Origin of the sequence: Desulfobacter hydrogenophilus, from assembly GCF_004319545.1 — a bacterium.
Lineage (GTDB): Bacteria > Desulfobacterota > Desulfobacteria > Desulfobacterales > Desulfobacteraceae > Desulfobacter > Desulfobacter hydrogenophilus.
Map to the genome: position 1 here is coordinate 2,509,631 of NZ_CP036313.1, position 21,786 is coordinate 2,531,416.

General features: G+C 45.8%; 18 protein-coding genes and 1 tRNA gene. 17 read left to right on the plus strand and 2 right to left on the minus strand.

Translation table 11 applies throughout. The features are described 5' to 3' along the window. Nucleotides 1–100: 100 nt before the first annotated feature. Nucleotides 101–742 (minus strand): hypothetical protein, encoded by a 642-nt coding sequence (locus EYB58_RS11060; protein ID WP_111960815.1) that lies wholly within the window; start codon nt 740–742, stop codon nt 101–103. 249 nt (nt 743–991) lie between these two features. Between EYB58_RS11060 and EYB58_RS11065 the strand changes: the two genes are divergently transcribed. From EYB58_RS11065 to EYB58_RS11140, 15 genes are all read left to right on the plus strand, one after another. Next, entirely contained in the window at nt 992–1,261 is a 270-nt protein-coding gene (locus tag EYB58_RS11065; RefSeq protein WP_111952812.1) for a DUF1294 domain-containing protein, read from the plus strand. A gap of 78 nt (nt 1,262–1,339) precedes the next feature. Beyond that, a complete protein-coding gene (nhaA, locus tag EYB58_RS11070) occupies nt 1,340–2,524 on the plus strand; it encodes a Na+/H+ antiporter NhaA (protein WP_111952815.1) in 1,185 nt (394 codons plus the stop codon). Between the two features lie 147 nt (nt 2,525–2,671). Then, nucleotides 2,672–3,685: a type I glyceraldehyde-3-phosphate dehydrogenase gene (locus tag EYB58_RS11075; RefSeq protein ID WP_111952818.1), complete on the plus strand. Its 1,014-nt coding sequence runs from the start codon at nt 2,672–2,674 to the stop codon at nt 3,683–3,685. Between the two features lie 20 nt (nt 3,686–3,705). Beyond that, on the plus strand, nt 3,706–5,481 hold the full coding sequence (locus tag EYB58_RS11080; RefSeq protein ID WP_111952821.1) for a formate--tetrahydrofolate ligase: 1,776 nt from the start codon (nt 3,706–3,708) through the stop codon (nt 5,479–5,481). Between the two features lie 82 nt (nt 5,482–5,563). After that, entirely contained in the window at nt 5,564–6,460 is an 897-nt protein-coding gene (gene folD / locus EYB58_RS11085) for a bifunctional methylenetetrahydrofolate dehydrogenase/methenyltetrahydrofolate cyclohydrolase FolD (protein WP_111952824.1), read from the plus strand. Between the two features lie 23 nt (nt 6,461–6,483). Further along, nucleotides 6,484–6,795, plus strand: coding sequence for a DUF1844 domain-containing protein (locus EYB58_RS11090; protein ID WP_111952827.1), 312 nt, complete (start codon nt 6,484–6,486; stop codon nt 6,793–6,795). A 4-nt stretch (nt 6,796–6,799) separates the two neighbouring features. After that, entirely contained in the window at nt 6,800–7,684 is an 885-nt protein-coding gene (gene ispE, locus EYB58_RS11095) for a 4-(cytidine 5'-diphospho)-2-C-methyl-D-erythritol kinase (RefSeq protein ID WP_242637628.1), read from the plus strand. Nucleotides 7,685–7,696: 12 nt separating this feature from the next. After that, nucleotides 7,697–7,771: transfer RNA gene (locus EYB58_RS11100), tRNA-Gln, on the plus strand. A 45-nt stretch (nt 7,772–7,816) separates the two neighbouring features. Further along, complete coding sequence (locus EYB58_RS11105; RefSeq protein ID WP_111952833.1) at nt 7,817–8,755, plus strand: ribose-phosphate diphosphokinase; 939 nt, start codon at nt 7,817–7,819, stop codon at nt 8,753–8,755. Between the two features lie 60 nt (nt 8,756–8,815). Then, nucleotides 8,816–9,457, plus strand: coding sequence for a 50S ribosomal protein L25 (locus EYB58_RS11110; RefSeq protein WP_111952836.1), 642 nt, complete (start codon nt 8,816–8,818; stop codon nt 9,455–9,457). A gap of 80 nt (nt 9,458–9,537) precedes the next feature. Continuing rightward, complete coding sequence (pth, locus tag EYB58_RS11115) at nt 9,538–10,116, plus strand: aminoacyl-tRNA hydrolase (protein ID WP_111952839.1); 579 nt, start codon at nt 9,538–9,540, stop codon at nt 10,114–10,116. A gap of 458 nt (nt 10,117–10,574) precedes the next feature. Next, on the plus strand, nt 10,575–11,111 hold the full coding sequence (locus EYB58_RS11120; protein ID WP_111952843.1) for a CarD family transcriptional regulator: 537 nt from the start codon (nt 10,575–10,577) through the stop codon (nt 11,109–11,111). Between the two features lie 66 nt (nt 11,112–11,177). Further along, the gene (locus tag EYB58_RS11125) at nt 11,178–12,113 is read left to right on the plus strand and encodes an RluA family pseudouridine synthase (RefSeq protein ID WP_111952845.1); all 936 of its coding nucleotides are present in this window, start codon (nt 11,178–11,180) and stop codon (nt 12,111–12,113) included. 113 nt (nt 12,114–12,226) lie between these two features. Further along, complete coding sequence (locus tag EYB58_RS11130) at nt 12,227–12,658, plus strand: alanyl-tRNA editing protein (RefSeq protein ID WP_111952848.1); 432 nt, start codon at nt 12,227–12,229, stop codon at nt 12,656–12,658. A gap of 463 nt (nt 12,659–13,121) precedes the next feature. Then, nucleotides 13,122–16,988 (plus strand): DUF748 domain-containing protein, encoded by a 3,867-nt coding sequence (locus EYB58_RS11140; protein WP_111952854.1) that lies wholly within the window; start codon nt 13,122–13,124, stop codon nt 16,986–16,988. A gap of 163 nt (nt 16,989–17,151) precedes the next feature. Here the strand turns inward: EYB58_RS11140 and dinB are convergent, their stop codons facing one another. Beyond that, nucleotides 17,152–18,624 carry a DNA polymerase IV gene (gene dinB, locus EYB58_RS11150; protein WP_111952857.1) on the minus strand — a complete coding sequence of 491 codons (1,473 nt, stop codon included), beginning with the start codon at nt 18,622–18,624 and terminating at the stop codon, nt 17,152–17,154. A 257-nt stretch (nt 18,625–18,881) separates the two neighbouring features. Here dinB and EYB58_RS11155 point away from each other — a divergent pair, with 257 nt between their 5' ends. Both EYB58_RS11155 and EYB58_RS11160 read left to right on the plus strand, forming a co-directional pair. Beyond that, nucleotides 18,882–20,627 (plus strand): extracellular solute-binding protein, encoded by a 1,746-nt coding sequence (locus EYB58_RS11155; protein WP_242637629.1) that lies wholly within the window; start codon nt 18,882–18,884, stop codon nt 20,625–20,627. After that, complete coding sequence (locus EYB58_RS11160) at nt 20,624–21,640, plus strand: ABC transporter ATP-binding protein (protein ID WP_111952863.1); 1,017 nt, start codon at nt 20,624–20,626, stop codon at nt 21,638–21,640. Before EYB58_RS11155 ends, EYB58_RS11160 begins: the two co-directional genes overlap by 4 nt. Nucleotides 21,641–21,786 lie beyond the last annotated feature (146 nt).

Here is a 21,786-nt window from a genome sequence, read left to right on the forward strand (position 1 = left end):
CCTACCTCCTGCGGATAAAAGGAAATAGTTGGCTCCTCCGGAAATAGATTCTGCGGACAAATCCCTTCAGTGATTTTGTCGATATACCCTGTGAGACATTTTATGGCTCTGTATCCGAAGTTTTTTTTAAAAGGTCATGGAATTGCAAAAATTGTTTAACAACAACTGGGTCAAAGCGCTCACCCGGAAGAGCAGATTCAATGGCAAGCCGGTCAACTTCAATACCTGGGTTTTTTATTATGTGTACTAAAATTTTAACTGCCTGGGTATCAGTGGGCCAACCATCGGTCTTGTGTCGTTCTGCACCCCTTTTTTGTAGTTGATATTTGTTGGGTGCCGCTGAAAAATAAACAAACCGGCCCTGATGTTTTTCTCGTTTGATTTCGTCGGATTGCTTGATTTGTGAAAAATAGGAACTACTTGAAGGGATCTCAATAATGCTCGAAATATCAGCGGCACTGAGCCCAGCTTCAGATCTTTTTACCAATTCAATAATTGTTTGTTTTAAATTGCCGTGCTTGGAAAATAGAGCAAATTGATATTTCCATAATCCATTATCGTCAAATTCAGGAATTTCGGGCAATGTGTAGTAGCGACCGTTTTGATTTATGCTTGTGAATGTTTTCCACTTTTTTAATCTTCTTCTCACTGTTATCGCAGAGCATTGGAGTAATTGCGCCAGCTTTTCAATTGCCATAATTTTGTCTTGCCTAAACTTTTTCCGAACGTCATATTCATCCATTCCCCCTCCGTGATAAAGTATGTGTAATTGTGAACGAATTACGCATACTTTATCATGGATATGGAAGGGGTTTCAAACTATTTTTCCCTGAAATTTTAGGTCGATAGGCTAAAAATGAACATATTGGAGTGAACTTTAAGGAAAACACATACTTTATCAGTTTCAAGTTCGAGGTAGGACGTCATTATTGATGGGGCTTTTCAAGATTCCAACCGTCATTTGCTGCCATAGGTTTTTTTATATATAATCATGAGTGTTGCTGCATTTCTGATGTATGCAAAAGATAAAAGTGCGGCTGAACAGGGCAATTGGCGTACGGCGGAACGTACATTACATGCCTTGTCATTGTTAGGGGGCTGGCCGGGAGCCAAGATCGCACAAAGTTTTTTAAGGCACAAATCCCAAAAATTATCTTTTCGAATCACGTATTGGGTAACTGTCATAGCAAATTGTAGTGCTCTATATTGGCTGACCACACCAAAAGGAAGTATCTGGTTGAGCCGTTTATTAAAAATATAGAATTGGTTAACCCGTTGTTTAACTTACACCTACAATGACATCGTAGGTTAATGGTAGATACTTTGGTAAGGAATACATATGCAAAAGGATCAAGAATCAATAATTGTTTCTTTTTTAAAGCTGGAATCCACTGGGGGGATACTCCTTTTTTGCTCAGCAGTACTTGCAATTGTGATCGCAAATTCATTTCTTAAGCCGTATTATACGCTTTTTGTTTCGATACCTATGGAAATAAGGATCGGTCCTTTAGAAATCGCAAAACCCTTACTGCTTTGGATCAATGACGGGTTGATGGCAATCTTCTTTTTTTTGGTTGGCCTTGAACTAAAACGTGAATTGATCGAGGGTGAGCTTTCAGAAAAAAGCAAAATAATATTGCCCGGAATCGGCGCCATTGGCGGTATGGTAATTCCGGCATTGATATATCTGTACTTTAATGCCAACGATCCTGTTGCGGTTAAAGGCTGGGCAATACCTGCAGCAACGGATATTGCATTCGCGTTAGGTGTTTTAACATTACTTGATTCTCGAGTTCCTTCCTCAATAAAAATTTTCCTTACGTCTTTAGCTATTTTTGATGATATTGGCGCGATACTGATCATTGCCCTTTTTTATACATCAAAAATTTCTTTTTTTGCCATAGGCACGGTAATTTTTTGTTTGTTAGTTCTTTTTTTTATGAATAAGCGCAATATCACATCGAACAGTCCTTATATTCTCATGGGTGTCATCATGTGGGTCGCCACTTTAAAGTCCGGCATACATGCCACCTTGGCCGGTGTGTTATTGGCAATGTTCATTCCGATGCAGTCAAAACATAATCCAGAGCATTCGCCCCTTAAAAGCATAGAACATGACTTGCATTCCATTGTCGCGTTTTTTGTTCTGCCTGTATTCGCTTTTGCAAATGCGGGAATCAATTTGAGTGGTGTCACGGTAAGTCAAGCATTTCACGCCGTACCAATTGGGGTTGCGTTGGGCTTATTTTTGGGTAAACAGGTCGGCATTTTTGGATTTTGTTGGTTGTTCATTAAATTCAAACTCGCCAAGTTACCTAATGATATGAGTTTGCTTAGTTTATATGGGACATCTGCGCTTTGTGGGATAGGGTTTACCATGAGTTTATTCATTGGCTCTCTCGCCTTTGAAGAAACCGGTGTTAATCTTTTGTTTGATGAAAGACTTGGTATCATATTCGGCTCACTACTTTCAGGTATATTAGGTTTTATTGTGCTCAGGGTGAGCTTGGGAGCTAAACGGTAAAAAGCTGACCAGACCGTTTTAATAGTGCAACTTTTTTGTGTTATACTCTTTTGTATCAAGTGTGCGGCTTTGTCTTGACACAGGTCGTATTTCCCGGGTATTAAAAGAGTTTTTTTTATTAACCCAAACGGTTCAGGACGTCTGGTAATGGCATATAAGATAGCAGTGAACGGATATGGAAGGATCGGACGTTGCGTCGTGCGTGCCCTTTACGAGTCCAGGACATACAGAGAAACGCTTTGTCTTGTGGCTATTAATGAAGCCTGGCATCCGGACACGGTGTTTCATCTGACCCGTTTTGATTCCACCCATGGACGGTTTCCCGGAAATGTGCGGAGGACCGCCCGGGGCATGGCCGTTGAAAACGATGAGATTTGTCTGCTCCAGGAAAAAAATATCGGAAACCTGCCCTGGAAGGATCTTGGGGTGGATGCGGTTCTGGACTGCACCGGTATTTTTAATGACAGACAGGCCGCCAAATTGCATATCTTGTCCGGTGCTGCAAAGGTTATTTATTCCCATCCCGGCAAAGATGAAATGGATGCCACCATTGTATACGGGGTGAATCACAACAGCCTGAAAGCCGGAGATGCTGTTATTTCCAATGCCTCCTGCACCTCTAACTGCCTGATCCCCATTTTAAGTGTCATTGACGCCGTGCTTGGCATTGACAGCGGCTCAATCACTACCATTCATTCTGCCATGAACGATCAGCCTGTGATTGACGCATATAATACGGATTTGCGAAAAACAAGATCTGCCCTGCAGTCCATTATTCCGGTGAGCACGTCCCTTGCAAAGGGGATCGGCAGGATTCTGCCTCATCTGGACAACAGATTTGAAACCCTGGCCATCCGGGTGCCCACCACAAATGTTTCCATCATGGACATTGCCCTTGTGGTGGCGGCGAATACGAATGCAGATCAGATCAACGCCTTGCTTACCCGGGCCGCAGAATCAGATTTAAAAGGAATTTTAGGTGTGAATGATGAACAATTGGTTTCCTGTGATTTTAATCATGATCCCAGATCTGCTATTGTTGATTTGCCCCAGACCCGGGTATCGGGATCTCGGCTTGTAAAAATTCAGGCATGGTTTGATAATGAGTGGGGGTATTCCAGCAGGATGCTTGACACCACAATTGCCGCACTTAATAAATAAAAAAATAAAGGAGGTTGGTTATGGCATTGGATCCAACCAAACATGCGGATTGGGAAATTGCAGAAGATGCAGAAAAACGGATGCCCTCCATTTATAAAATCGGTGAAAAACTTGGATTAACCAAAGAAGAACTTCTGCCCTATGGACATTACATTGGCAAAATTGATTTCATGAAAGTACTTGACCGGCTGAACGATAAGCCCAACGGAAAGTATATTGATGTCACCGCCATTACCCCCACCCCGCTTGGCGAAGGCAAATCTACCTCTGCCATAGGGCTGGTGCAGGGCCTTGGAAAACTGGGGAAAAGTGTTTCCGCTGCCATTCGTCAGCCGTCAGGCGGTCCGACCATGAACATCAAGGGGTCTGCCGCCGGGGGCGGTTTGGCCCAGTGCATTCCTTTGACCCCCTTCTCTTTAGGGTTTACCGGCGACATCAACGCCATCATGAACGCCCATAACCTGGCCATGGTAGCCCTGACGTCACGTATGCAGCATGAAAGAAACTATACCGATGAGCAGCTAGAACGTCTCTCCGGCATGAAGAGAATCGATATTGATCCCACCAACGTTGAAATGGGCTGGGTCATGGATTTCTGTTCCCAGGCCCTGCGTAACATCATTATCGGTATTGACGACGTGAACGGCAAGTTTGACGGTTTCATGATGAAATCCAAATTCGGTATTGCCGTGTCTTCAGAAGTTATGGCTATTTTGTCCTTGGCCACTGACCTTAAAGACTTGCGTGAAAGAATGGGTAAGATCGTTGTGGCATACACCAAAAAAGGCGCACCGGTTACCACCGAAGACTTAAAGGTTGCCGGTGCCATGACCGCCTGGATGGTTGATGCCATGAAACCTTCTTTGATGCAGACCCTGGAAGGCCAGCCTGTTATCGTTCATGCAGCGCCTTTCGCCAACATTGCCATTGGCCAGAGTTCCATTATTGCTGATAAGATAGGTTTGAAACTGGCTGACTACCACGTGACCGAATCAGGCTTTGGTGCCGGTATTGGTTTTGAAAAATTCTGGAACCTGAAATGCCGCTACTCCGGGCTGAAACCTGACTGTGCTGTTGTTGTTGCAACGATCCGTGCCTTGAAGTGCCACGGCGGCGCACCTGTCCCCGTTCCGGGTAAGCCCATGCCTGAAGCGTACAACACCGAAAACGTTGAATGGGTTGAAAAAGGATGTGTTAATCTCATCCATCACATCCGCAACGTGCGTAAAGCCGGTATCTCTCCGGTTGTTTGCATCAATGCCTTCTATACTGACACTGACGCTGAGATTGCCAAGGTTCGTGAGTTGGTCGAGGCTGAAGGTGAAAGAGTGGCGCTTTCCCGCCACTGGGAAAACGGCGGCGATGGTGCCATTGAATTTGCCGAGGCCGTTGTGGACGCATGCGAGGAAAAAACAGAATTCAAGTTCCTTTACATGCTGGATATGCCGCTTAAACAAAGAATCGAGCTTATTGCCAAAGAAGTTTACGGTGCCACAGGTGTTGATTATTCTCCTGTTGCCGACAGGAAACTGGCTCAATTCCAGGATGATCCGGACGTTACTAAGATGGGTGTCTGCATGGTAAAAACCCACCTGTCTTTGTCTGATAATCCTGCGCTTAAGGGCGCGCCCACGGGTTGGCGGCTGGCTATCCGTGAAGTCCTGATTTACAGAGGTGCAGGTTTCATCGTTCCTGTTGCCGGTGATATATCTCTGATGCCGGGTACCTGTTCCAACCCGGCCTTCAAACGTATCGATGTTGATGTTGAAACCGGTAAGGTTCAGGGTATATTTTAAGATCAAGATTTAACCAACCCGGCAAAGGAAACGGCGCTGTCCGTTGTTTTTTCCTTTGCCGGACCATATCAGGAGAAAGTGCATGACCGCAAAAATTATTAGCGGAACCGAAATAAGAAAAACTATTCTGGCTGAAATTAAGGCCGATGTTGAAAAGATGAAGATCAAACACGGCAAAGTGCCTGGTCTGGCAACCATTCTTGTGGGCAAAGACCCAGGATCTGTCAGTTATGTAACCTTGAAAGTAAAAACAGCGTTGTCAGTTGGATTTCATGAAATTCAGGATGACCAGCCCGAAGATATCCGCGAAGCTGATCTTCTGGCGTTGATCGATAAATACAACAATGATCCCGACATCCACGGCATTCTGGTTCAGTTGCCGCTGCCCAAGCATATTGACGAAAAAAAAGTGATTAATGCCATTAATCCGGACAAGGACGTGGATGCATTCCATCCCGCCAATGTAGGCAGTCTGATGATCTGCTGTGATGAAGCCAGATTTCTGCCCTGCACCCCGGCCGGTATCCAGGAGATGATTGTCCGTTCCGGCACGCCAACATGCGGTGCGGAGGTTGTTGTTGTGGGCCGTTCCAACATTGTGGGCAAACCCATTGCCATGATGATGGCCCAAAAAAGTGTTTGTGCCAACGCTACCGTAACCATTGTTCATACAAAGACCAAGGATCTTGCCGCGCATTGCAAGCATGCTGATATCCTTATTGTTGCAGCTGGGGTACCGGGTCTTGTTAAACCTGAATGGATTAAACCGGGTGCCACTGTTATTGATGTCGGTGTTAACCGTGTGGGCATGAATGAAACCACCGGAAAAGCCATTCTCAAAGGTGACGTGGACTTTGATGCAGCCAAGGAAATTGCAGGAAAAATCACCCCTGTTCCCGGCGGCGTCGGACCCATGACCATTGCCATGCTCATGAAAAATACCCTGAGGGCCGCCCAATATGCCCTGGGAGAGTTATAAATTAAAGACACAAAGGAGGAAAAATGGCTCAAGGAGATGGATTTGTAATGAATGAGGCGCAAATCGATGGATCAGCCCCAAAGGGCGCTCTGCCGAGGATAGATTTTTCAAGTTTTCTTTTGTCTTTGTATTCATCTGGTCTTGTACAGCTTGGAACAGTGGAGGACCCCTCCACCGGGAAAAAAATAAAAGACCTGGAAATGGCCAAGCACACCATTGAGATGATTGCAATGCTCCAGGAAAAAACGTCAGGCAACCTGACTGGGGATGAAGAAAATTTGCTTAAAGCACTGCTCAGTGAGCTTCGTATGGCCTATGTGGAAGCCAAGGCCTGATCAGGTGTACCTTTCTCCTGCTAAAATTAATTTGTTTCTTTATGTCACGGGCAGACGGGGGGATGGTTACCACGAGTTGTTTTCCCTCATGGCCCCCTTGACACTTGCCGACCGCCTGGAAATTGTTCGGTCAGGCAATGGCATCAGGGCGGTGTGCAGCCATCCGGATGTACCGGAAGATGATACGAATTTAGCATGCAGGGCCGCAGCTCTTTTCAAGTCTGCAATGATTGAAAAAAAAGGTGATTGTGTTTTTCATCATCTGACCATCCATATTGAAAAAAAAATTCCCGTATGCGGTGGACTTGGTGGAGGTAGTTCCAATGCTGCCTGCGTGCTGCTGGCTTTGAATGAATATAGCCAAACGCCGTTCTCCAGAGACGAACTGATGCGTTTCGGTTTGGCCCTGGGTGCAGATGTCCCTTTTTTTATTGCCAAGGGGCCGGCGTTTGCCTCTGGTGTAGGTGAAAAACTTGTTCCCTGTGGGCAAATGCCGCATCTATCGGTGATTGTTGTTAATCCGGGTGTGGCTGCCTCAACAGTAAATGTTTTCAGAAAGTTGGAATTTGGATTGACATTCACCCCTTCATATACTATAAAACCGAGTTCGAATGCACTGCCATTCGGAAAGAAACTTGATGGCAGGGAAATTTTGCATAACGATCTTGAAGGACCGGCATGCAGTTTATACCCTGAGATCGGGGTTGCAAAAAAAGAGATGGCGTTGTTGCTGCAAAGAAATGTGTATATGTCTGGAAGCGGCTCGTCTCTTTTTGCACTTTATTCGGACCACGATGTGGCCGAAAGGGACTATGAACAGCTTTTGAGGGCGCGGTCGGAAAATATGAAATTTGTTTTTCTTTCCAGAATCGGGTCTTTGGACGGCTGATGTAAAAAGTTTTGGGGCGTCGTCAAGTGGTAAGACACAGGGTTTTGATCCCTGCATTCAGAGGTTCGAGTCCTCTCGCCCCAGCCAAAATTTTAAAGGGCCAGGAATGGTTAGAAAACAAAGAGGTTTATTATGAACGGCCTGTCAATTTTTGCCGGAAACTCCAATGCACCCCTTGCAGAAAGAATATCAGAATATTTGGCCAAGCCTTTGGGGCGATTGAAAGTCAACCGGTTCAGTGACGGGGAGACCCAGGTTGAGATTCATGAAAATGTGCGTCGGCGGGAAGTTTATGTCATTCAATCCACGTGTAAGCCTGTAAACGATAATTTGGTTGAACTTCTGCTGCTCGTAGATGCCTTCAGGCGTTCTTCTGCTGCCCGGGTGACCGCGGTAATCCCCTATTTCGGCTATTCCCGCCAGGATAAGAAGGTTGCTCCCCGGGTGCCCATCAGTGCTAAGGTGGTTGCAGAACTGCTTGAACGAACCGGTGTTGACAGGGTCATCACTATGGACCTGCATGCCGGACAGATTCAGGGGTTTTTCAATGTCCCCGTGGATAATCTTTATGCAGCCCCCATTATTATTGACGATATAAAAATTCGTTTCAGTGATGATATCATTGTCGTTTCTCCGGATGCAGGCGGGGTGGAGCGTGCCAGGGCTTATGCCAAACGGTTGGATGCCGGCCTTGCCATCGTTGATAAACGCCGCAGTGCACCCAATCAGGCCAAGGCCATGGCCATCATCGGAGATGTGAAGGGCAAGATCGCCCTGGTCATTGACGACATGGTGGACACTGCGGGAACCTTGACCGAGGCCGCTGGCGTTATCAGTGAAAAGGGCGCTAAAGAAGTGCATGCCTATTGTACCCATCCGGTACTGTCTGGTCCGGCCATTGATAGAATAACACAATCATCTTTGAGCTCCCTTGTTGCAACGGATACCGTCCCCTTGTCGGAAGAGGCCCGTTCCTGTGGCAAGATAAAGACGCTTTCCATTGCAAAACTTGTCGGAGAGGCCATTATGCGCAGCTACAGGGGAGATTCTGTAAATTCTTTATTTGTATAAAAAGATATATTTGATCAACCAGCCTTTTTGTGTGAAAGGGCGGGTACGAAAGGTTTAAACATGGAACTTATAGAATTAAGTGTCGCGAAAAGAGAGAGCACCGGCAAAGGCGCTGCCAGAAGATTACGGGCAGAAAAAGCTATTCCGGGCATTGTATATGGCGCAAAAAATGAGCCTGTAAAGGTGTCGATTGATGTTATCGCCTTTGATAAGGTGATCCGAGAACACGGTACTACAGGTCTTTTTTTTGATCTAAACATTGAAGGGGAGACCGGCCGAAGTGTTATGCTTAAGGAGATCCAGATGGATCCTTTTGGCTTGCGCTACCTGCATATTGATTTTCATGAAATTGATATGGATGAAACAGTGTCTATTCTCGTTCCGGTTGAAACTGAGGGAGAGAGCGCCGGCGTGAAGGAAGGCGGTATCCTTCAGATTATCCGTCGTGATCTCGAAGTGATTTGCAAGCCTAAAGATACCCCCGAAAGTGTTAAACTCGATATTTCAGCATTGGAGATTGGGGATGCCATTCATGTGGCAGATATTGATTTGGGTTCCGAAATCGAGATTCCTTTTGATACCAATTTTACCGTAATCACCATAGTTCCGCCTGAGAGTGGTTCAGATGAAGACGAAATTGAAGAAGAAGATGAAATCGGTGAAGTTGCTGAAGAAGCCGAAGCCGAAGCTGCTGCTGAATAGATACAACGTTGTTTCTACGTTGCTGTTTTATTCTTTTTTATTTTAAGGCATTTTCTAATTTTAGATTGTTCGTATAAGTCATGGCTGACGCAAAACGATTATTAGCGGGTCTGGGAAATCCTGGAGAACAGTATTCCCGGACCCGTCATAATATTGGCTTTGATGTCGTTGATGCCTTGGCGGCTCGGGCCGGGTGCCGTGTGAATAAGGAAAAGTTTAATGCAGCTTACACCGGCACACGTATGGGGCTTCAGGATATCCTTCTGGTCAAGCCCCTTTCGTATATGAACAGAAGCGGTATTCCCATCCAGAAACTGGCAGCCTATTTTAAAATCGATATGGCAGATATCATTGTGGTCCATGACGATCTGGACCTTGCCTTTGGACAGATAAAGGTTGTGCAGGGCAGGGGACATGGTGGCCATAACGGCATTCGCTCAATTATTGATGCCTTTGGTCAAAAGGCATGTGTTCGAGTTCGGGTGGGTATCGGCCGACCAGGAAGTGATCGGTCTGTGACCGGACATGTCCTGGGTAAATATACCCCGGATCAGCAGGCCTGTCTCGATCAGGTTATTGATGACGCCTGTAACGCCTGCCTCTCTATTCTGGAAAACGGGGTGGTCAAAGCAATGAATCTCGTTAATTCCTCCCGATAACAAATCTTTCCGCATCCTCGCCTGATCATCATTGGTTTTTGTGTATTAAGGACCGCAGATTAAATAACTTGAACGAAATAGTTTGCCTTTTGGCCTATCTACTTCGTTGCATCAAAGGCCCAATAGGCCTGCTATTCAACCTTTAATGCGCCTTGTAGGTGAACCAAAATCCGGTGTTATTTCTGCCCAATTTATTTAATCTGCAGTCCTAACCCATGTCGACCTATAGATATTGGCGAATTCGTGAGCTACGGTATTGCTATAAAATTTGAGAATGGTATTCAGGAAATTTTCTCCAATTTTTTTAAATGATCCCCCTCTTGGAAGGACTGTCTTTTTTGCAACGGATAGTTCCGAGTTCGTTTTAAAAAAAATAATAAATTGACAATATTGTTTAGATGTGGTTTTCTATCTGAGAATGGATAACGTGTATCTTTAAAATAATAAGGTAGGCATAAATGGCAAAACAATCTGGGACAACCAAGGCTAAAGAAAATAGCAAGTCAACCAAAACAGCGTTTTTAAAGGGCGATATGGCGGTCTATCCTGCACACGGTGTCGGCTGTATTGAATCCATCGAAAGCCAGGAGATAAATGGGGATACCATGAATTTCTACATGATGAAAATTGTGGAAAACGGTATGACAATCATGATCCCTACATCCAATGTTGAATCCGTGGGTTTGCGGGAAGTAATTCCTGAGACTGAAGTGCCCCAGGTCTACGAGGTTATGCAGAAAAAAGCCCAAGCCAGTGACAACCAGACCTGGAATCGTCGTTACAGAGAGTATATGGATAAGATTAAAACCGGTTCCATCTATGATGTGGCCGAGGTGTTCAGGGACCTTTTTCAGCTTAAGCTTGAAAAAGACCTTAGTTTTGGCGAAAGAAAACTTCTTGATACCGCTCAGAATCTCCTGGTCCAGGAGCTCTCCATGGCCAAAGATGTTGATGAAGCACACATGATCCAAGAGATTGAAAATCTGTTCAACTAAAGACCTTAATTCTGATAACACGAATATACCGGCAGATATTACCCCCTGCCGGTTTTGTATTTTTCCATGCACATAAAGATAGAAATTCCACCCAAACTGGCTGGCCTCAGACTTGATCAGGCAGTTGTCGTTTTCCAATCCCAAATATCCCGTTCCAGGGTTGCAAGCCTGATCTCCCAGGGTTTGATTCTTGTGAACCATGGGTGTAAACGACCCGGTTATAAAGTCAAGCCAAAAGACTTGGTTGAGGGGGATGTCCCTTTACCAGATCAACAGGATAAGAAAACCCTTCTCCCTGAACCCATCCCTTTGAATATCCTTTACGAGGATGACTACATTCTTATGCTTGATAAGCCTGCAGGCCTTGTGGTGCATCCTGGGGCCGGGAATGCTTCCGGTACCTTGGTCAACGCCTTGATTGCTCACCATTCGGTTTTCGGCGAACAAGGCTGGGACAAGGAACGCCCAGGTATTGTTCACCGCCTGGACAAAGACACTTCCGGGCTGATGGTCATTGCAAAAAATTTGAAATCCCTTGAATTTCTTCAAAAAGAGTTTAAGCAAAGGCGGGTGGAAAAGCATTACCTGGCCCTGGCCCGGGGAGAAAATATTCCGGATGCAGGGGTGATTGAGCGTCCCATTGGCCGGCACCCTCGTCATCGTAAACGCATGGCCATCCTGGATGAGAATGGCAGATATGCAAAAACCCGGTTCCGCGTAATAAATCGTTTCAGTTCAGGGTGTCTTATGGATATCCGGCTTTATACCGGCAGAACCCACCAGATTCGCGTCCATTTTTATGACCAGGGCATGCCTCTTTTCGGCGATTGTATTTACCAGGAGCGACGATTCCGGAAAAAAGACCCTATGGCGACGCGTTTGATGCTTCACTCCCGGACCTTGTCTTTTCGTCATCCCTATTCAGGTGTACGCCTGTCTTTTGAAGCCTCCATGCCTGAAGATTTTAAAACCACGTTGCTGCATTTATCCGATGCATCCTAATAACGGTCATGGCCGACCTGGTCTATCGACACTTAAAGATCAACCCACAGTAAAGCATGATAGTAATTCGATAATTTATTGAACCCATCATTAAAAAAATTAAGGAAAAAACTATGAGCCGGACAAGAATGCATTCTGCCGAGCATCTCTTAAATCAAACCATGGTTCGTCTTCATAACTGTGGTCGATGTTTTTCTGCTCATATCAACAGCAAAAAATCTAAATGCGATTATCATTTTCAAAGGGCTCTGACCACCGAAGAGCTTAACGTGATTGAAGCCAAAGTCAACGAGATCATTGAGGCGGATTATCCTGTAATCACTGAGTATCTGGACCGTGATGAAGCCCGAATAAAGTTCAACCTGGACCGGGTCCCTAGGGGTGAAGACAATGGCCAATTTAGGATTGTGCACATGGGTGACTATGACGCCTGTCCCTGTATCGGCGAACATGTATCATCCACAAAAAAGATTGGAAAGTTCAGAATCACGACAGCAGGTTTTGAAAATCAAGTGCTTAGAATTCGGTTTAAGCTTTTATCATAGATTTTCCTCCTTTGATGAACATCATCAAGAATGTAACGCGTTTTTGTCTGTCTGGCTGACACTTGATAAATATTTAATCTGCGGTCCTAAGCGTGGTCCTATAAATGAAGCCCAATACCTTAAATCGGATAAATACGATCGAAAGCCCCCACTAATGGTCGGCATCCTAATTTATATTCCTGCAAGTTTTGTGAGTTGGGTTGTGGACGAGATTTATCATCTTTACAGGAATATTGACTGCCGATGGTAAAAAAGTTCGAACTGGATGCTGGAGAGTAAATCAGGCTTTTTCCCATTTTTTAAGGGAGAACTTTTTGCGCAAAAGGCATATACCATGATATATGTGATAACTAACGTTTTGTAAAAGTATATACATTGGGATCAGCCCATGGCTTTTTATGAGCGAAACTAAAAATTATATCCGGTACCGGAACTAAAAGAAATCGCTGTTTTGGGAGACGTGATGAAAAAATATTTTACGGTAAAAATAGTGGCCTTAAGTGCCGGCATTCTGTATGCCCTTTATCTGCTTTTGACAGGACTTGTAGCGCCCTGGGCCGGAAAACGAATTGCTGTAAATTCCCTGACCGAAACCCTTGGAAGGCAGACTCGCATTGAATCCATAACTTTTAATCCGTTCACCCTGGAAGCACGGGTTAAAAAAGTTGCCATTGAAAGTAAAATTAATGGGGAGAGTTTGGCCTCAGTTCAGGAAGTTTATCTTAACCTGTCCACAGCCTCCCTGCTTCATCTGGCCCCGGTGATTTCGGATATTCAGGTGACAGCGCCTAAATTTTTCCTTCATTTGAATAAGGACAATACCTTAAACATTTCAGACCTGCTTGAAGACAAAAAGGGAGCCGCCGCATCGGAGTCGGAAATCGCCGAAGATGAGCCCAACGCTTTGTTTGAATTCAAGGCGTCTAATGTAAAAATTGAGGACGCGGCCCTGGTTTTCACGGATCATATCCGTTCCGTCACCCATTCAGTGGCGCAGTTAAATTTTGATATTCCCCTTGTCAGCACCATGGAAAAGGATCTGACTACACCTATCAAAGCAGTTCTGAACTGTTTGGTGGATAAGGCCCGGCTGGATATCAATGTAACGGGTGTCCCCTTTGATGCCACCAGAAAAATGTCGTTTTCACTTAATATGCTGCCTTTGGATCTAAACTATTTTTCCCCCTATATTGATTTGCCTGCGCCTTATAAAATAAAATCCGCAGGTAATCTTATCGTATCCGTTTCAGGCGAATATGAGATCCCGGCGGGAAAAACTGTTGAAGGGCAAAAACTTGCCGTCAACCTGAAGACGTTAGTGAAAGAGTTCGATCTGGACAATGTGGCCGGTGGTGATTTGTTTGCCTGCCCTCAGTTGGAGCTGGATGCCTCATCCCAGAACGTATTTGATATGAATTTTCTGGTGGATAAGGTGTTGCTTGACCAGGCCTCACTGTTTGTTGAACGCAATGCCCAAGGCGGCATCAATCTGCTTCCTGTAGGGCCGGGGGCGAAAGTGGCGCAACCCCAGGAAGTGTCCACACGGATGCCGGAGGTGTCAAACTCTGGTGCCCAGGCAGGTGTCGTCCCTGAACCGGTTTTCCAGGTCGATACGGATGCCGCTGAAAAAGAAACTGCTCCGGCTGATATGGCCCTGTCTGTTTCTGGTGATACGTCCCAAGCCAATGCCGAAAAAGCGCAGACTGTTCAGGATCAGGCGGTCCCGGTGCAAGAAAATAAAGAGCCTGTAAAACCGGTAATCGAACTATCCCTGCCTTTTACTGTGAAAATCAATCAGGCAGCCGTGAAAAATATGCATGTCCGCTTCAGTGATAAGATGGTATCACCGCAGGTGGTCAAAGAAATCTCCAGTCTGGATTTTACCCTCACTGACACTAAAGTCGGTTCCAAGGCCGCAGGAAAATATGACCTTCATATTCTGACCGGCAATGACGAAGAGATAAAAACGGCCGGGAATTTTCATGTTCAAAATGATCTGGATGCCGACGGTACTGTTTCCGTTAACGGTATTAACCTTAATAATTTTCGTTCCTATCTGGCACCCTATCTTGGCGATAATGTCACCCTTGAAAATGTTGCTGCAGATCTGAACTTCAAGGTGGGATTGTCCCAGGCGGGTTTAGGCGTCGAGGTCTCCGACGGCCAGGTGACCCTGGATAAGTTCAGTTTGACGGAGCAGGGCAAAAAAAAGCCCGTGGTGCAGTTCGATCAACTGGCATTATCCCAGATTTCCTGCAACCTTTTAAAACAGGAGGCAGGGGTGGGCCTTGTGAGACTCCATAAGGCCCAGGTTGAGGTTAACCGGGATAAAAAAGGCCGGATGGACCTGTTTGTTGCCATTGAACAGGCCCTAAAAACAGGGGAAAATTCTGGGACAAAGGCTATAACAACAGTCAAACCTGTAGAGGCAAAACAGGCCGCAACGAAACAGGATGAGCTGAACGCGTCCGCACCTGCCTGGATTGCGACAATACATAAAACGGTTTTAGACCAGTGCCGGGTGCAGTTCATTGACCAAGCCAAAAATGAGCCGGTGAACGTGGTTATGAAAGACATTGGTGTTACGGTTGAAAATATTTCCACAAAAAAAGGGGAAAAATCAACCTTCAAGGCTTCCATGACCAATAAGGATAAGGGAAAAATTAACCTTGACGGAAGTTTTGATATTTCAGGGCCTGCGGCAATCGTGAACATTGACCTCAACTTGATTGACGTGAATACGGCAGAGCCTTATTTTACTGATTTTTTAAAAATTTCAATATCCGAGGGATATCTTAACACTAAGGGGACCGTGGTTGTGGCCCCGGCCAAAAAGAAAAGTGATCCGCCAACGATAACATACAAGGGCCAGGTTTCCCTTAACAATTTTTTGTCTAAAAACAAGGTGGACGACACCGATTTCTTTTCATGCAAATCGCTGTATGCCACGGGCATGGATATTTCCATAAACCCCATGGCGATATTGGTTAAGAATATTGCGCTGACCGATTTTTACCAGCGGGCCATACTGAATAAAAACGCCCAGCTCAATTACAAAGAGATCATGGTGGAACAACCCGCAGACAAGGCTGCGGAAAAAGATAAAACCAAAATTAAAGCGGCGTCGGGCAAGGGTGGCAGTGACATGCCCGATATCCGCATCGACGCCATTACGTTGCAAGGCGGTCATATCAATTTTAGCGACTACTTTACCAAACCTAATTTTACCGCCAACATGACTGAGATTGCCGGGAGCCTCACAGGCCTGTCCTCCAAGGGCAGAGAGCCTGCCCAGCTTGTGCTTAAAGGTATACATGGCGGGTATGCCCCTTTGGATATTACTGGCCAGGTAGATCCTTTCAAGGATAATCGTTTTATTGATCTGACTATCTCCTTTAAAAATATTGAGCTGCCTAAATTCAATGTGTATTCTAAAAAGTATCTGGGGTATGAAATCGAAAAGGGAAAATTGATCCTGGATCTGCATTACAATATAGACGGGGATAAGCTTAATTCAAGTAATCGCGTTTTTTTTGATCAGTTGACCCTGGGCAAGAAAGTGGACAGTGAGGATGCGTCCTCTCTGCCCCTGGAATTTGCCATTTCCCTGCTTAAAAATCCCAAGGGCGAGATTGATCTGGATTTGCCCATTACAGGAGATCTCAATGATCCAAAATTTCATTTTGGGATGGTTGTTGGAACGGTACTGAGAAATTTCATTATGGGAATTGTGACAGCCCCTTTTAAATTTCTTGGTGGCCTTGTGGGTGCCGGCAGTGGCCAGGATCTGGGTTATGTGGAGTTTGATCCGGGAAAAAGCCGGCTGGATCAGGCACAGAAAGACAAACTGGACAAGCTTATAACGGTGCTGGGTAAAAAACCGAACCTGAAACTTGAAATCATTGGCCAGTACAATAAACTTTACGACGCCGAGCAATTAAGATATGAGGCTTATGAAACCATGGTTTTGTCCATGGACAAGAAATTGGCTGCTGACGGTACGGTGAAACTGGCTGATTTGGATGAAGAAAAACGTACCCGTCTCATTGAAAGGTCCTATGACAAAGCCTCGTTTCCCAAACCCAGGGACGAGTCCGGCAAAGAAAAGGAACTGACCATAGATGAAAAAGAAAAACTTCTGGTTACCGCCATGCCCCTGGAGGGGGGTGACCTAAGTGATCTTGGGCGGCAGCGGGGCCATGAAATTTCAAGCTACCTGACAGAAACCGGTACGATTGATATAAAACGCGTATTTGTTACAGAGCCTGATCCTGTTGCTGAAGATGAAGAAAAGAATGCCAGGATTAAGGCGACATTTAATTTGAAATGAGGAAGAATGACAAATCCCATAAAAAGAAAACACCCTGTGCAAAAAACGGGTTCTGTCACGATTGTTCGAGCCCGGATAAAATTTATAGTTACTGGACCATTACGGAGAAATCCTTTCAACAGGGCCGGATAAAGATTATACTCGTCAATGAGGACTTGGGGTTCTAATAACGAATATCAAAATGTGTTAATGCCGGATCCACCGAAATCGTTCGAGTGTTTATATCCTTTACCTCTGAAAACGTAGCACCTTTTCGGCACCAGGCCAACATCTCCTGTATATTTTCTTGTTCACCCTGGAACAGGGCTTGGACCGATCCGTCGGGCATATTTCTGACATGGCCCGATAAACGGTAGTCCTTGGCGGCCAGTTGAGTTTCATGCCTGAAGCATACGCCTTGGACCCTTCCTGTAATGGTCACTTCCACAGCACAAAGTGGGTTCACTTTTTGGTCTCCTATGTATTTGTGTGAAAATTTCTGGTTTTTCAGGTTTGCTTTTTTCAGGGCATCCGGGCCGAATTTGGCGAGCACCGAATCCATAGCCCGGTCCACAGCCTCCCATTGTCTGTTATTGATTTGGTTTTCATCTGTGAATAAAGATCGTTGCATGGGCGCTTCGCTATCCTGAAATTCAGATACCCCCACCCCTACCAGGCGGATTTTTTTTGTAATTTTGACATTATAGTACAAGAACAGTGCTTGGTCAAAAATAGCATTGGATGATGAAATCCATGTGTCAAGGGTTTTACTCCGTGTGATTTGGGAAAAATCGGAAAATTTAAGTTTGATGCTGATTTTTTTGCATCTTTGGTTGCCGGTACGCAGTTCATTGCCGACCCTGTGGGCCTGGGCAAGAAGCACGGATTGTACATCCCGGGGATGTGAAATATCACGGGACAACGTGACTTCACCGGAAATGGATTTTCGGGGCCTTTCCGGTTCTATGGGTGTGGTATCAATCCCTTGGGCCAGCTGGAATAACCTTTGTCCTAAGCTGCCAAATTTGTTGTTTAATAGTTTGGGATCGAATTTTCTTACATCGCCCAAGGTTTCAATTTGAAGGCGGTGCATCTGAGCCATGGCCTTGGCACCAACGCCAGGAACCTTGCTGATGGGAAGGGTGTCAATAACCCGGGTCATGGCCTCTGGAGAAATAATGGTCATTCCGTCCGGTTTGTTCATATCCGATGCTATTTTCGCCAGGAACCTGACCGGTGCCGCACCTACAGAACAGGTCAGGGCGAGCTGATGGACAATTTCAGTTTTAATTTTTTTTGCTGCCTGTTCAGGGGTGCCGATCAGTTTTTCACACCCTGTGATGTCCAGGAAGGCTTCATCAATGGAAACAGGCTCCACCAAAGGGGAAAACTGCCTTAAAATAGCCATGATTTTTCTTGAATCCCGGGCATATTTTTCCCGACTTCCCGGCTGGATAATGAGATGTGGGCATTTCTGCCTGGCCTGAAATACGGGCATGGCGGAATGGATGCCGAATTTTCTTGCCTCATAACTGGCTGCGGATACGACACTGCGGCTGGAATGCCCTGCCACAATAACGGGTTTACCCAAAAGGTTCGGGTTGTCTCGCTGTTCCACTGATGCAAAAAATGCATCCATGTCCACATGGAGGATCATGGGGTGAAAACTCCTCTTGGATCGGATTAAAAATTGCTGTATTGTTTTATTTTTTGAAAATTGCTGTCAAGCATTGATTTAATCTTTTTTTACAAGTTAGGGAAAATATAATAAAGGTGCTATCCAGGTGGGTTTTATTTGCAGTATCGGCTATCTTTTTTTTTAACCTTTTAGGGGGACTGTTCGGATGCTCATCTGATCCCCCCCAAAATGCGCCCTCATCCGTCCCTCCTTCCAATGAGGGGCTTGCGCCACTGGTGTATCAAAAATTACCGGAAAATATACAGTGGCTCACCAACGATACAGATCCGGTGTTTGCCTCGGACAATGCTGAAAAAGGCGGGGTGATCCGGGAGGGCATCATGAATTTTCCCATGACCTTCAGGGTGGTGGGGCCGGATTCCAACGGCTCTTTCAGAAGCGCAATTCTGGACAACCAGCTCTCTTTGATCAATATTCATCCTGTCTCTCGGCGTATTATTCCCGAGCTTGCCACCCACTGGGCCTATGACCCTGATAAAAAGACCATGTATTTTAAGCTGGACCCTGATGCCCGGTGGTCGGACGGGGTGCCGGTTACCGCCAGGGATTATTTGTATACCCTGACATTCATGCGCTCTGAACATATTGTGGCACCCTGGTATAATGATTACTACACCCGGGAGGTCGAATCCGTTATCGCCTTTGACGATTTCACCATTGGGGTGAAAAGCACCAAGGCCGTGCCTGATCTTTATCTGAAACTTGGCATCAGTCCAACGCCTGAGCATTTTTTTAAAATTCTGGGTGATGATTTTGTATCTCGGTTCAATTGGGCCGTTGTGCCCAATACCGGGGCTTACCAGATCAGTAATTTTAAAAAAGGGCGGTTTATCCGGTTTTCTCGAAAAAAACAGTGGTGGGCAAAGGACCGGCGGTATTTTAAAAATCGGTTTAACGTGGATTCGGTGCTTTTCACGGTAATCCGTGATTTCAACATGCAGTGGGAATATTTTAAGAAAGGCCGGCTGGATACGTTTGATATGGTGCTGCCCAAATTCTGGCACCAGAAATCCAACACCCCGGTTATTAATAAAGGGTATGTGGAACGTATCTGGTTTTTCAATGACCTGGAACAGCCGTCCAGGGGACTGTGGCTGAATCTGGACCGGCCCATCTTCAAGGATCTTCGGGTCCGGCAGGCCTTTGCCCATGCCATGAACATGGACAAGGTAATCGAGCAGGTTTTACGGGGTGATTATTTCCGGCTGCCCCAGGCTTTTTACGGATATGGAAACTATACGGATTATGCCATAAAACCCCGTGGGTATGATATTTCAAAGGTTGAAACACTGATGACTCAGGCCGGTTGGCAAAGAGGAACAGACGGTATCTGGCACAAAGGGGATATGCGGTTCTCCGTTACTGTAACCTATTACCTGGAAGAGCATATGCCCCGGCTGGCCGTCTTGAAAGAAGAAGCGCTAAAAGCCGGCATTGACCTGGAACTTGCGCGCCTTGATCCCACGGCCATGTTTAAGAAAACCCTGGAAAAAAAGCATGATGTGGCCTGGATGGGGTGGAGTGCCGGCATGCGGCCCTCCTTTTGGGAGGGGTGGCACTCGGACAACGCACATAAACCCCAGACCAATAACATTACGAACACGGATGACCCTGAACTGGACACGCTCATTGACCAGTACCGGGACAGCCTGGATGAGCAGGAACGCATCAATTTGTCCAGAACAATTCAGAATAAGATACATGATATCTGTGCCTATGTGCCATCCTATATGGTTCCCTATGTCCGGCTGGCCTACTGGCGGTGGATGCGATTGCCAAAATTTCACGGCACCCCTGTGTCCGATAGTTTGTTTGATCCTTTTGCTTCGGGTACCGGCGGGCTTTTTTGGATTGATGCGCACATTCAGCAGCAGACCCTTACCGCTGTGAAAGACAAGCAGGTATTCGCCCCTGTCACCATCATTGACGATACATATAAAAGAAAGGCCGAGCCGGAATGAATCAAAAAGATGGTCCACCGCTTTTAGCCGTTAAACATCTTGGGGTTGCATTTCAGACCGACCAAGGACAGGTCCTTGCCGTGGATGATGTCAGCTTTGAACTTGAGTCCGGCCAGGTACTGGGTATTGCCGGGGAATCAGGGTGCGGCAAGAGTGTCACAGCCTTGAGTCTGATGCGCCTTTTGCCACAGCCTGTGTCAAAAATTACAGAAGGAGAGATCCTGTTTAAAGGACAAAACCTGCTTGATTTTTCCATTGGCGCCATGCGTAAAATCCGGGGTAAAAAAATATCCATGATTTTTCAGGAACCCATGACCGCATTAAACCCGGTTCATACCGTAGGTCGGCAGATTGCTGAAAGTTATTCCCTGCATTTTCCGGACATGGGGGAAAAAGAGAAAAATACAGCATCGTTGCAGATGCTTGCAAAGGTGGGTATCCCCGATGCCCGACAGGTCATGAAAAAGTATCCCCACCAATTGTCCGGCGGGATGCGCCAGCGGGTAATGATCGGCATGGCGCTTGCCTGTGAACCTGATATCCTTATTGCCGATGAGCCGACTACGGCCTTGGATGTAACCGTTCAGGCCCAGATTATGGATCTTATTTTTCAATTCCGGGATACAACAGGTATGGCTGTCATTTTAATTACCCATGATCTTGGACTGATCGCAGAGAACTGCGATCGGGTTGTTATCATGTATGCCGGTACCGTGTCAGAGAGCGCTTCTGTGACAACCCTGTTTCATCACCCTTTTCACCCTTACACTAAAAAACTTTTACAATCCATACCGTCTCGGGCGCAAACGGCGAAAGAACCGCTTCCCACTATTCCGGGAAATGTGCCTGTGTTGTCTAAAATGCCTGTTGGATGCCGGTTTGCCAAACGCTGTGAACATGCACTGCCGCAGTGCGAAAATCAACGCCCCCGGATGATGTCCGTATCTTCCGGTCATTTTGCGGCGTGTCATTTGGTTTATGATTGTGAAAAAAAATTAAATTTTGATAAATAATCCTTGATTTTTAAACAAAAGCTAATAATATACATTGAAAGCTGTGAATTGCAGGGCTTTGAAAGTTTCGTTCTAAGGGCTGGACCCCCCGTTTGTTGGCGTGGCAGAACCTGAGTTTGAAACTAAATTTATTCACTACAAGTAAG